This window comes from Arthrobacter sp. JDC6 (assembly GCF_056484025.1).
Window position 1 is genome coordinate 1805486 of the sequence record NZ_CM151278.1, and the last position, 12723, is coordinate 1818208.

Below are 12723 nucleotides of genomic sequence, written 5' to 3' on the forward strand. Positions count from 1 at the left end.
CGGGGTCAGGTTGTAGGAAGTCTACAATGCCTCACGACTGGTTACGGGACGGTTGCCGCTCCGTGGCGGCCTTGGGCGGGGCCGACAGCCGGCCCACCACCAGCGCGGCCTGCAGGACGAACGCCTCCCGCGGCAGCAACGGATCCCAGCCTGTGACGTCGCAGACGCGCTTCAGCCGGTACCGAACAGTATTGGCGTGGACGAAGAGTTCCCGGGCTGTCGCCTCCAGCGAGTGGCCCAGTTCCAGGTACGTTCCCAGCGTTTCCACCAGGCCGTTGGACGCCGCCAGGAGGGGCCGGTAAATGTTCTTCACCAGCGAGCGGCGCGCCGCATCATCGCCGGAAATAACGCGTTCGGGCAGAAGGTCGTCCGCGGCTACCGGCCGCGGAGCGGAGGGCCAGGCGCGCGCGGCGGTCAGCCCCGCAAAGGCCGACTGCGCGGAACCGCTGGCTTCCAGCAGCGAGCTGGCCTCGGGCCCGTAAACCACGGGTCCGGGGGCGAACATGTCGCTGAGCTTCACATAGGCTGTTTCGCGGTCCTGCACGCCGCCGAGGATGAGGATCAGCCGGTCGCCCTGGATGCCCACCAGCGCGTCCTCGGCATAGCGCCCGGCCATCCGCCGCAATTCGCTGACGTAGCTGGCGCTGGGTTCGGAGGGCGAATTGCCCACCATCACGGTGAACCTCTCCTGCGCCTTCCAGCCAAGCGCTGCGATGCGTGAGCGCAGGGCGTCCGTGTTTTCGCCGCGGAGGATCGCATCCACGATCAGGGCTTCCAACCGGGTGTCCCAGGAGCCGCGGGATTCGGCAGCGCGGGCGTACACGTCGGCGGCGGCGAAGGCCACCTCCCGCGAATAGCGCAGGACTGCTTCGCGCAGGGACGGCTGGTCGGCTTCCGGCGCGATGACCGGAACCTGGTCCTCCACCACCTCCACCACGATCCTGATCAGCTGCAACGCCTTCTGCAGGCTGATCGACCGAGTGAGTTCCGTGGGGGCTGTCCCAAAGACATCCGTGAGGATCCACGACGGCGAGCTCGGCCGTTCGTACCAGGTCACGAAAGCGGCGATGCCGTTCTGTGCCACCATTCCCAGTGCCGACCGCTCATCCGCACTGAGCCGGCTGTACCAGGGGAGCGACTGCTCCAGCTTGCGCATGGTGCTGGTGGAGAGCTGGCCGACGTTGGCGCGGAGCTGCTTGAGGGTTTCGGACTTCTCCGGCGTGACCTTCGGCGGGGTCGGTTTCCGCTTGGAGGACGGGCTGGCTGGTGCTGGCATTCTTTGAGCATACGGCCACCGTCGCGCAAGCTCCATTTGTGCGAAGGCTACAATCCGCCTTGTCACGGATCACAAGACGTCCGGCCCCGTCCGGTGCCGCACACTACAGACACGACGACGGCGGCCCCCACCTTGGTAGGTGGGGGCCGCCGTCGTCGTGATGCTGCTTGATACGCTGTCCAGCCGGAAGGCTAGGCTTCGCCCCCGGCATTGCCGGTGGTGCCGGCATTGACGTTGAGCAGCTTGTACTTCTCGATGGCCTTGACCGGGGCGTCAACATCCACCTCGCCACGGCGCGCCAGCATTTCAAGGGCACGCACCACGATGGAGTGGGTGTCGTTCTTGAAGTAGCGGCGGGCTGCTGCGCGGGTGTCGGAGAAGCCGAAGCCGTCGGCGCCGAGGGTGGCGAATTCGTTGGGGACGAACTGCCGGATCTGGTCGGGGACGGCTTTCATGTAGTCGGAGACGGCGACGATGGGGCCGGTGGCGCCTTCGAGTTGCTGGGTGACGAACGGGGTGCGGGCGGGTTGGCCGGGGTTGAGGAAGGCTTCTTCTTCGGCGGCGAGGCCGTCGCGGCGCAGTTCGTTCCAGGAGGTGACGGACCAGACGTCGGCGGAGACGTTCCAGTCGTCGGCCAGGACGCGCTGGGCTTCGATGGCCCAGGGCACGGAGACGCCGGAGGCGAGGATCTGGGTGCGGGGACCGTCGATCTTTGCCGGTGCGAGCAGGTAGATGCCCTTGATGACGCCTTCGATGTCGAGGTTTTCCGGTTCGGCGGGCTGGACGATGGGTTCGTTGTACACGGTGAGGTAGTACATGACGTTCTTGTCCGTTGAGTCCGGCCCGTACATGCGTTCGAGGCCGGAGCGGATGATGTGGCCGATTTCGTAGCCGTAGGCGGGGTCGTAGGTGAGCACGGCGGGGTTGGTGGAGGCCAGCAGGGGGGAGTGGCCGTCGGCGTGCTGGAGGCCTTCGCCGGTGAGGGTGGTCCGGCCTGCGGTGGCGCCGATGATGAAGCCGCGGGTCATTTGGTCTGCTGCGGCCCAGAAGGCGTCGCCGGTGCGCTGGAAGCCGAACATGGAGTAGAACACGTAGACCGGGACCAGGGGCACGCCGTGGGTGGCGTAGGAGGTCCCGGCGGCGGTGAAGGCTGCCACGGCGCCGGCTTCGTTGATGCCGGGGTGGATCAGTTGCCCGGCGGGGGATTCCTTGTAGGCCAGGACCAGGTCGCGGTCCACGGAGAGGTAGTTCTGGCCCTTGGGGTTGTAGATCTTCGCGGTGGGGAAGAACGCATCCATGCCGAACGTGCGTGCTTCGTCGGGGATGATCGGGGCGATGTGCTTGCCGAAGTTCTTATCCCGCATCAGGTCCTTGAGGAGCCGGACGAAGGCCATGGTGGTGGCGGCCTGCTGCTTGCCAGAACCGCGCTTTGCCACCTCGTAGGACTTCGCGTCGGGCAGCACAATCTCGGCGTGGGTATTCCGGCGTTCCGGGACGGCTCCGCCCAGGGCAGCGCGGCGCTCCATCATGTACTTGATTTCCGGGGCGTCGTTACCGGGGTGGTAGTACGGCGGCCGGTACGAGTCCTTCTCGAGCTGTTCGTCACTGACGGGGATCCGCAGGTGGTCGCGGAACTTCTTCAGGTCATCCAGGGTCAGCTTCTTCATCTGGTGGGTCGCGTTGCGGCCCTCGAAGTGCGGTCCCAGGCCGTAGCCCTTGACGGTGTGGGCGAGGATGACGGTGGGTTTGCCCTTGAATTCGGTGGCGGCTTTGTAGGCTGCGTAGACCTTGCGGTAGTCGTGGCCGCCGCGTTTGAGGTTCCAGATCTGGTCGTCGGTGAGGTCCGCGACGAGGTCTTTGGTCTGCGGGGTTTTGCCGAAGAAGTGTTCGCGGACGAACCCGCCGGATTCGGCTTTGTAGGTCTGGTAGTCCCCGTCGACGGTTTCGTTCATGATTTTCACGAGCGAGCCGTCGGTGTCGCGGGTGAGCAGGTCATCCCATTCCCGGCCCCAGACGACCTTGATCACGTTCCAGCCTGCGCCGCGGAAGAACGCTTCGAGTTCCTGCATGATCTTGCCGTTGCCGCGCACCGGCCCGTCCAGGCGCTGGAGGTTGCAGTTGATCACGAAGTTCAGGTTGTCCAGGTTTTCGTTCGCCGCCAGCTGCAGCAGGCCGCGGGATTCGGGTTCGTCCATTTCGCCGTCGCCCAGGAACGCCCAGACCTGCTGGTCGGAGGTGTCTTTCAGGCCCCGGTTGTGCAGGTACCGGTTGTTCTGGGCCTGGTAGATCGCGTTCATCGGGCCGATGCCCATGGACACGGTAGGGAATTCCCAGAAGTGCGGCATCAGGCGCGGGTGCGGGTAGGAGGACAGGGCATGGCCCTCGCGGGACTTTTCCTGCCGGAACCCGTCCAGGTCCTCCTCGGAGAGGCGTCCTTCCATGAACGCCCGAGCGTACATCCCGGGGGAGGCATGGCCCTGGAAGAAGACCTGGTCCCCGCCGCCGGGGTGGTCCTTGCCGCGGAAGAAGTGGTTGAACCCGACCTCGTACAGGGTCGCGGCACCGGCGTAGGTGGAGATGTGCCCGCCGACGCCGATATCGGGCCGCTGCGCCCGGTGGACCATGACCGCGGCGTTCCACCGCATGTAGGCCCGGTACCGGCGCTCGTACTCCTCGTTGCCCGGGAACTGGGCTTCCTGGTCCACCGGGATCGTGTTCACGTAATCGGTGGTGGTCACCATCGGCACCCCGACACTCTGCGCGCCGGCGCGCTGCAGCAGGCTCCGCATGATGTATTGGGCACGCTCGGTGCCCTGTTCCCTGATCAACGCATCCAGGGACTCAACCCACTCGGCAGTCTCTTCCGGATCACGATCAGGCAGCTGGTTAGTCAACCCGCTGAGGATATGGGAGGTATCTTCTCCTGCAGCCACGTCCAACCTCTCTTTGCGCGCATGAATCGGCGCACTCAGGCCAGGCAGGGTGACTGCCCGGCGTACATACGCCGTGTGCGACGTATCGGTTACAACAGCCCGGGCATGTGTGCCGGGCAGCTTCCTAGCGCTCCTATGTCTGCACGGAGTCACAAGGTTGTCGTCCCGCAGCCATAGTTGTCATCAGCCACTCTAGCCCTGACCGCAACGCGATGCGTAGCCGCGGGTCAGGTGCTGCGGTTGTATTTCGTTCGTCATACTGGTTGTGTGACAAAAAGCCCTTGTGACGGGGATGCTGCAGCCGGATGTGACGCAGAATATGCGCAGTCCCGGGGGCGGCAGCTTGAAGCGCAGGCGCAAAGGGTGTTGGCTTGGGAGTAATGGAAATCACTATGCACACTGCATATATGAGGTATTGGAGGAACACGTGAGCGAGGCCGACGCCGCCACTTCGGTAAATGTGGCGGAAAAATTGGGTTTCAAGAACGGGGATCTGATTCAGGAGTTCGGTTACGACGACGATGTCGATTTCGACTTGCGTGACGATATTGAGGACCTCACCGGTTCCGAGTTGCTGGACGAGGACGATCACGAGGTGGCGGACGCCGTCATCCTGTGGTGGCGCGACGGCGACGGGGACCTGGTGGACAGCCTGATGGATTCCCTCACTACCCTGAGCGAAAACGGTGTTGTCTGGGTCCTCACCCCCAAGTCAGGCAGGGACGGCTACGTCTCGCCAGCAGACATCCAGGAAGCCGCACCCACCGCCGGCCTGCACGTCACCACCTCAGCGGGAGTCTCGAAGGACTGGAGTGCAACCCGCCTTGTCAGCAGGAAGAACAAATGACGGCAGCGGTTGAGGCCGCTTCCGCAGCTGTTCCTGCACTGGGCGCGGAAGCGCCCGACTTCGAGCTTGCCAACCAGTACGGCGAGCCCGTGACGCTGTCATCCTTCCGGGGGCAGAACGTGGCCCTGGTCTTTTACCCGTTTGCATTCTCGGGGATCTGCACGGGTGAACTGTGCGAGATACGGGACAACCTGGCCACATTCGAGGATTCGAACGCGGTGGTCCTTGCAGTGTCCGTGGACAGCAAGTTCAGCCTCCGGGCCTATGCGGCGCAGGAAGGCTACAGCTTCGACCTCCTTGCCGACTTCTGGCCGCATGGGGCCGTGGCCAGTGCTTACGGTGTGTTCGACGACGTCAGTGGCATGGCCAAACGCGCCACCTTCATCATCGACGCTGACGGCAGAATCCGTTACAGCGTTGTGAATCCCCGCGGACAGGCCCGGGACTTCGCCGAATACCGCGCGGCCCTGGCGGATCTGAAACAGGCCTGATCGACCATGGCGGAACATCGGCGGGGGACGGGCCTTACCGGCTTTGCCAGCATGCCGCCGGTAGCCCCTGCTCCGCTGTCAGCCGATGACCTTGAGGTGCTGGCCAGGATCCGCGACCTGCTTGCCGGTGCCCCGTTCGCCCTGCTGACGGGCGCGGGCCTGAGCACCGACTCCGGCATTCCGGACTACCGTGGCCCGGACTCGCCGCCGCGGCAGCCCATGACCTACCAGGAGTTTGTCCGGGACGCGGCCAACCGGCGCCGCTACTGGGCCCGGAACCACATCGGGTGGTCCCACATGCGGCACGCGGACCCGAACGTGGGCCACTATTCAGCAGCGGAGCTGGAACGCCGCGGTTACCTCACGGGCCTCATTACCCAGAACGTTGACCGCCTGCACCAGGACGCCGGCAGCTCCAACGTCGTCGATTTGCACGGCCGGTATGACCAGGTGATATGCCTCGACTGCGGGCGGACCTACACCCGGCGCCTCCTGGCCGGTGTTTTCGAGGAACTCAACCCCGGATTCCTGGAACGGGCAGCGGCGTCCGGGTTGGTGGAGATGGCGCCGGATGCTGACGCCACCGTGGAGGACCAGGTCCTCATCAGCAGCTTCGTGGTGCCGGTCTGTCCTGCCTGCGGCGGTACCCTGAAGCCGGACTTCGTCTACTTTGGGGAAAATGTGCCCAAGGACCGGGTGGAACGTTCGTACGCCATGGTGGACGGGGCAGCCGCGCTGGTGGTTGCCGGTTCATCCCTGACGGTCATGAGCGGTCTTCGGTTTGTGCGGCATGCCGCCAAGGAATCCAAGCCGGTGGTAATCATCAACAGGGGCGCCACCCGGGGTGATGACAAGGCGACCGTCAAGCTTGAAGCCGGCGTCAGCCAGGCGCTGGGCTACCTCGCGGCCGAACTCCCCGCCCTGTAGGGACACCTCAGGCGGTTCGGTGCTGGGATTCGCGTTTCCGGCCCCCTGTCGGGTAGAGTTTATGTTCGTTGGTTGCGGCAGTCCGGCCGGAAACCGCCTGATTTGGGTCTTTAGCTCAGCTGGTAGAGCGCCACGTTTACACCGTGGATGTCATCGGTTCGATCCCGGTAGGACCCACCAAACTACAAACCCGCTGTCCCCGCCTTACCGGCGGGCGGCGGGTTTTTTGCTGCCTGCCCTCCTGCCGTCATTGTCGGACCCTTGCCATACGTTGCAGGAATGGAACATGTCATGGTGCACACAGACAGCAACGGAATACCGACGACGGTGCTGAGCCGGGGCAGGGAATGGGCGGTTGGTGCCGAACCGGTCAGGTGGTTCGAGCGCATCAACTGGTGGGAAACCAGCCGGCGGATGCCGAAGGGCAACAGTGGTGTGGACGTCGAAGTCCTGCAGCTGCAGGTGCGGCTGGGCAACAACAGCAAGTCAGCGCTGACCACCGTGTACCTCCAGCGCGACGGGACCGGCGGAGGCTGGAGGCTACGGGAAACGGCAGCGGACGCAGCTTGACGTATCAATGCCCGGATACGAAGGCATCACGCCGGCGTTGACTTTCCGGCATTGGAAAACCCTCCACCGCGGCTATTGGGGGATGCCGCGGTGGAGGGCTTGGGATGAATATACCGTGAACTGCTGGAAACAAAAAGTCATGCGCCGTTCGGCTGCTTCACGTTGGATCAGGGCCACGAAAACCGCCGTTCACAGGCCGTCATGGTGGTTGTTGTTCACATGAATGGACACTATGGCAGCGCCGGGCAGCGGGTTGGGACGTGGAGGATTTGGGGATCCCAAGGTTCACGGGAAGGTCCTCAAGGATCGGTCCCCCACCAGTGAGGTCCATAAAACCTGCCTCAACCCGGACAGCAGCGGAAACGTAATTCCAAGCACTATGGAGTTCATTATGCTGAATTGTGACTAGGATATTGAACGACTCATTCCAGTGCGACGATGTGAGGCAGATCATGGAGGACAAGCGGGCAGGCTTCGTGGGCCTGGGGCATATGGGTAATTTGATGGCTTCCAATGCCATCGCAGGGGGCTGGCAGGTCAGCGGCTGGAACCGGTCGCCTGAAGCGCTCACCCGGCTGCAGGACCTCGGCGGGTGTGCCGTTGAGCGGGTCGTGGAGATGCGGAACCTCCCCGCCATCGTGTTCATGCTGCCTGACCTGCCACACATAGAGGAAACAGCACATGACCTGCTGGAGAGCTGGAAGCAGAACCCGCCGGCACCGAATACCGTCCTGCTGGTCATGAGCAGCGTTTCGCCCACCGGCGTACAGGAATTCGGGCGGCGCGTCCGGGAGTTCAGTTCCGGCAACGCACGGGTCGTGGATGCACCCGTGAGCGGAGGCACCAAGGGTGCGGCGGACGGCACCCTCGCCATCATGGCAGGCGCGGACGACGAACAGTCCTTCCGCCGCGTTGAGCCCCTGCTGCGGACCATGGGTACCACAGTGCGCCACCTTGGCCCACTGGGCGCGGGCTCACTTGCCAAGGCCTGCAACCAGTTGGTGGTGGGGACCACGACGGCGGCGCTTGCCGAGGCTGCCGAACTTGCCGAACGCTCCGGGCTGGATCCGGCGGCACTGTTCGAGGTCCTGTCCGGCGGCTTGGCCGCGAGCAGGGTCCTGGAGATCGTGGGCCCGCGCCTGGTCAGCAAGGATTACACCCCCACCGGCCCGGCCAAATTCATGCACAAGGACCTTGGGTTTGTGCTGGATGCCGCCGAGGCGGCGGGCGTGGCAACCCCAATGGCAGCGGCCGGCATCGAGCTCTACGCGGAGCTAAGGCGCCAGGGCCACGGCGACCAGGACCTTGCCGTCGTGCGGCAGGTGGTCTCCAACCTCAGTCAAGGAGCCGCGGGAGCGGCGGAAGGAACAGTTGCACCATGAGTTCTTTGTTTGATTTGACCGGCCGGGTTGCCTTGGTGACGGGGTCCAGCCGGGGGATTGGCAACGCGTTGGCGCGGGCACTGGCCGACGCCGGGGCAACGGTGGTGTTGAACGGTATCAACGGGGAGCGGCTCAAGGATGCCGCGGCGGCGATGGCCGCCGACTACGCTCCGGGCCGGGTTCACAGTGTCGCTTTTGACGTGACGAGCGACGCCGGGGCGGCGCGCGGGGTGGCATGGGTGGAGGAGCATGTGGGGCCGTTGGAGATCCTGGTGAACAATGCAGGGATCCAGCACCGGGTGCCGATGCTGGATTTGGACGTGAAGGATTGGGAACGGGTGATTTCCACGGACCTGACCAGCGCGTTCCTGGTGGGCCGGGAAGCAGCGCGGTACATGATCCCGCGGGGGCGGGGGAAGATCGTCAACATCTGCTCGGTGCAGACGGACCTGGCCCGCCCCACGATCGCGCCGTACATTGCGGCGAAGGGCGGGCTGCGGAACCTGACCCGGGCGATGACGGCGGAGTGGGCCGGGTCCGGGTTGCAGATCAACGGGATCGCGCCGGGCTATATCCATACGGAGATGACGCAGAACCTGGTGGATGATGAGCAGTTCAACTCCTGGATCCTGGGCCGGACCCCGGCCAACCGGTGGGGGACCGTGCAGGACCTGGCCGGGCCGGCCGTGTGGCTGGCCTCGGACGGGTCTGATTTCGTGAACGGGCAGACTATTTTTATCGATGGCGGAATGACGGTGGTGGTCTGATGGCACTGGATACAGCACTCCCCGTGTCCGGCCCGGCCGTGGTGGCGCACGCCGCCAACGATCTGCGGATCGACGAGCTGGCCCTTACCGCTCCGGCCGCGGATGAGGCGGTGGTCGAGGTGGCGTTCGGCGGGATTTGCGGGTCGGACCTGCACTACTGGCTGCACGGCGCGGCCGGGGAGTCGATCCTGAGGGCGCCGCTGGTGCTGGGCCATGAGATTTCCGGGACGGTGGTCCGGGCCGCGGCTGACGGGACCGGCCCGGCCGCGGGCACTGCGGTGGCGGTCCATCCGGCCACCCCGGGCCCGGGTGCCGCACGTTACCCGGCGGACCGGCCCAACCTGTCCCCGGGCTGCACCTACCTGGGCAGTGCCGCGCGGTTCCCGCACACGGACGGGGCGTTCAGCCGGTACGTGAACCTCCCCACCCGGATGCTCCGGCCCCTGCCCAACGGTGTTGGCCTGCGGACCGCCGCGTTGATCGAGCCGGCCGCCGTGGCCTGGCACGCCGTCTCCCGGGCCGGGGACGTGGCCGGCAAATCGGCGCTCGTGATCGGGTCCGGGCCCATCGGGGCCCTCGCCGTCGCCGTCCTGAAACGCGCCGGTGCGGCCCGGATCACCGCCGTCGACGTGCACCCCACACCACTGGAAATCGCCCAAGCCGTGGGAGCGGACCAGGTGATCACCGCCGGCGATGCGGAGGCGATCGCCGCCGTGGAGGCCGACGTCGTGATTGAATCCTCCGGCAACCACCACGGCCTGGCCTCCGCCATCCAGGGCGCGGCCCGCGGCGGCACCGTGGTGATGGTGGGCCTGCTGCCCACCGGGCCGCAGCCGGTACTGATCTCCCTGGCCATCACCCGCGAACTCGACCTCAAAGGCTCCTTCCGGTTCAACGACGAGATCGATAACGTCATCGCCGCCCTCACCGACAGGACCCTGCACATCGAGCCCGTCATCACCCACGAATACCCCGTGGACAACGCACTGGAAGCCTTCACCATGGCCCGCAACTCCGCCGAATCCGGAAAAGTCCTCCTCAGCTTCGGCCCCCGGAGCGAAGCTACTGTCGAACGGGGATAAACACCCGTGGCTGTTCCGTCCAGGTGTCGGCCATCTGGGACATGGTGCGCCGCATGATCCGGTCAGAGGCTTCGCGCGCGGACGCGGCATCGCCCCTGGCAATCGCTTGCGCCACATCCTCGTGCCACTGGAGGGCGGCCTGGTGCGGGTGGTCGGGCATCAGGCCATGAACGGTGCGGCCTGTCAGGGTCTCGGCCACCTGGCCCATGAGGTTGGCGAACATCTCGTTGCCCGAGCCGGAGAGCAGCAGGGAGTGGAACCGGATGTCCAGTTCCAGGAAGCGTGCAACTTCGCCGTTGTTGCCGGCCTCCCGCATTGCACGGGCAACGTCCACGAGCTCCATCCGCAGCGGTGCAGGGGCATTCTGTGCCGCCAGTTCGGCGGCCGCGGGTTCCACCGCGGCGCGCAGTTCGGCGAGGGAGCGGAGCTGCGCGCCGCGTGCGTCGCTTGCCAGCCGCCACCGGATCACCTGGGGATCGAAAGGATTCCAACGGCTTGCCGGCAGCACACGGATGCCCACCCGCTTGGTGGTTTCCACCAGCCCCAGCGACTGCAGGACCCGCACCGCTTCCCGGATCACCGAGCGGGACACTTTCAGTTCATCCTCCAACTGCTCCGCCAGCATGACGTGGCCCGCCGGGAGATCCCCCGAGATAATCCGGGTGCCCAGGTTGTCGATGGCACGGTGGTGGAGGCTGCTGGTCATGCTGCTAAGCCTAGTTGCTGGCCGACGCCCGGTTGTGCGTGCGCCCGCTGCCGCGGTGGTTCGCAGGGTGGCCAACCTGAACCGGCACCGAAACAATGGTTCCATTACGCAGCTGTTACTTTCGCGTCACAGCGAGAATATATATGCTTTATTCCGACCCCCTGATCTGCCCCGGTGTCTTCCCGCCTGCGGAAGCCGGCAACCGGGGCAAACAATGAATTGGAGTTATTGATGTCTGCAGCACACATCGGTGTCACCGGCCTCGCCGTCATGGGCGCCAACCTGGCCCGCAACCTGGCCCGCAACGGGTTCACGGTTGCCCTGCACAACAGGTCGGTGGAGAAGACCGACGCGCTGCTGGAGAAGCACGGCTCCGAAGGCGACTTCGTCCGGACCGAGACCCTCCAGGAACTTGTTGATTCCCTGGAAAAGCCCCGCCGGGTGCTCATCATGGTCAAGGCCGGCAAGCCGGTCGATTCCGTCATTGAGCAGCTGGAGCCGCTCCTGGAGCCGGGCGACATCATCATCGACGCCGGCAACTCCCACTACGAGGACACCCGCCGCCGGGAAGCCGCACTGGCCAAGAAGGACCTGCACTTCGTGGGCGTCGGTGTGTCCGGCGGCGAAGAGGGTGCACTGAACGGCCCGTCCATCATGCCCGGCGGTTCCAAGGAGTCCTACAAGGCCCTCGGCCCGCTGCTGGAGAAGATTTCCGCGAAGGTCGACGGCGAGCCCTGCTGCGCCTGGATCGGCACCGACGGCGCCGGCCACTTCGTCAAGATGGTCCACAACGGCATCGAATACGCCGACATGCAGGTTATCGGCGAGGCCTTCGACCTGCTCCGCTCCGGTGCCGGCATCGAGCCCGCCGAACAGGCCAAGATCTTCACCGAATGGAACAAGGGGGAGCTTTCATCCTTCCTGATCGAGATTTCCGCCGAGGTCCTGGGCCACGTGGACGCCAAGACCGGCAAGCCGTTCGTTGACGTCGTCGTCGACGCCGCCGGCCAGAAGGGTACGGGCCGCTGGACCGTCATTTCCGCCCTGGAACTCGGCTCGCCGGTGTCCGGCATCGCCGAATCCGTCTTCGCCCGCGCCCTCTCCTCCCAGGCCGGGCAGCGCAGGCTGGGCCAGGAACTGCTGGCAGGCAACGAGGCCGACGTCGAGATCCCGGAAAGCTTCGTTGAGGACGTCCGCCAGGCGCTCTACGCCTCCAAGCTGGTCTCCTACGCCCAGGGCCTGGACATGCTGACCTCGGCCGCCAAGGAATACGGCTGGGAACTGAAGCTGGACGAGATCGCCTCCCTGTGGCGCGCCGGCTGCATCATCCGCGCCGAGCTCCTCAAGGACATCACCAAGGCCTACGCCGCGGACCAGAAGCCGGCCAACCTGCTGTTCGCCCCGGCATTCACCAAGGCCATTGCAGACGCCCTGCCGGCGTGGCGCCGCGTTGTTGCCACCGCCGTCCAGCTCGGCATCCCGGTGCCGGTGTTCTCCTCATCGCTGGCGTACTACGACGGCCTGCGCCGCAAGCGCGTGGCCGCCGCCCTGATCCAGGGCCAGCGCGACCTCTTCGGTGCACACACCTACGGCCGCATCGACACCGAGGGAACCTTCCACACCCTCTGGGGCGAGGACAAGTCCGAAGTTGAAGCGGTGGACACCCACTAGCAGCTGCCGCCGCATGACAAAGGCGGGCAGTTTCCCGGTTCTCCGGGAAACTGCCCGCCTTTTGCTGTGCC

The 12723-nt window shown here is 65.5% G+C and carries 11 protein-coding genes and 1 tRNA gene; 9 read left to right on the forward strand and 3 right to left on the reverse strand.

Annotated features, from left to right (window positions below; translation table 11 throughout):
* Positions 1-31 precede the first annotated feature (31 nt).
* Positions 32-1276: a PucR family transcriptional regulator gene (locus ACV095_RS08415; protein ID WP_018768270.1), complete on the reverse strand. Its 1245-nt coding sequence runs from the start codon at positions 1274-1276 to the stop codon at positions 32-34.
* 191 nt (positions 1277-1467) lie between these two features.
* Positions 1468-4209: a pyruvate dehydrogenase (acetyl-transferring), homodimeric type gene (aceE, locus tag ACV095_RS08420; protein ID WP_223991926.1), complete on the reverse strand. Its 2742-nt coding sequence runs from the start codon at positions 4207-4209 to the stop codon at positions 1468-1470.
* A gap of 427 nt (positions 4210-4636) precedes the next feature.
* On the opposite strand from aceE, the gene ACV095_RS08425 reads away from it, so the two are divergent.
* The 8 genes from ACV095_RS08425 (at position 4637) to ACV095_RS08460 (ending at position 10275) form a co-directional block, all read left to right on the forward strand.
* A complete protein-coding gene (locus ACV095_RS08425; RefSeq protein WP_026265808.1) occupies positions 4637-5056 on the forward strand; it encodes a DUF3052 domain-containing protein in 420 nt (139 codons plus the stop codon).
* Positions 5053-5547, forward strand: a complete 495-nt coding sequence (locus ACV095_RS08430) for a peroxiredoxin (protein ID WP_018769522.1) — start codon at positions 5053-5055, stop codon at positions 5545-5547. Before ACV095_RS08425 ends, ACV095_RS08430 begins: the two co-directional genes overlap by 4 nt.
* A 6-nt stretch (positions 5548-5553) precedes the next feature.
* A complete protein-coding gene (locus tag ACV095_RS08435; RefSeq protein WP_134164633.1) occupies positions 5554-6474 on the forward strand; it encodes an NAD-dependent protein deacetylase in 921 nt (306 codons plus the stop codon).
* 104 nt (positions 6475-6578) lie between these two features.
* Positions 6579-6654 (forward strand) — tRNA-Val (locus ACV095_RS08440).
* Positions 6655-6765: 111 nt separating this feature from the next.
* Complete coding sequence (locus ACV095_RS08445) at positions 6766-7044, forward strand: hypothetical protein (protein WP_018769520.1); 279 nt, start codon at positions 6766-6768, stop codon at positions 7042-7044.
* Between the two features lie 452 nt (positions 7045-7496).
* On the forward strand, positions 7497-8426 hold the full coding sequence (locus tag ACV095_RS08450) for an NAD(P)-dependent oxidoreductase (protein ID WP_043424978.1): 930 nt from the start codon (positions 7497-7499) through the stop codon (positions 8424-8426).
* A complete protein-coding gene (locus ACV095_RS08455; RefSeq protein ID WP_056390760.1) occupies positions 8423-9193 on the forward strand; it encodes an SDR family oxidoreductase in 771 nt (256 codons plus the stop codon). Before ACV095_RS08450 ends, ACV095_RS08455 begins: the two co-directional genes overlap by 4 nt.
* Positions 9193-10275 carry an L-idonate 5-dehydrogenase gene (locus ACV095_RS08460; RefSeq protein ID WP_208324255.1) on the forward strand — a complete coding sequence of 361 codons (1083 nt, stop codon included), beginning with the start codon at positions 9193-9195 and terminating at the stop codon, positions 10273-10275. Before ACV095_RS08455 ends, ACV095_RS08460 begins: the two co-directional genes overlap by 1 nt.
* Here ACV095_RS08460 and ACV095_RS08465 read toward each other — a convergent pair.
* Positions 10256-10981 carry a FadR/GntR family transcriptional regulator gene (locus tag ACV095_RS08465; RefSeq protein WP_018769516.1) on the reverse strand — a complete coding sequence of 242 codons (726 nt, stop codon included), beginning with the start codon at positions 10979-10981 and terminating at the stop codon, positions 10256-10258. The two genes, ACV095_RS08460 and ACV095_RS08465, sit on opposite strands and share 20 nt — an antisense overlap.
* Positions 10982-11212: 231 nt before the next feature.
* Between ACV095_RS08465 and gndA the strand changes: the two genes are divergently transcribed.
* Positions 11213-12652 (forward strand): NADP-dependent phosphogluconate dehydrogenase, encoded by a 1440-nt coding sequence (gene gndA, locus ACV095_RS08470; protein WP_018769515.1) that lies wholly within the window; start codon positions 11213-11215, stop codon positions 12650-12652.
* Positions 12653-12723: the final 71 nt, after the last annotated feature.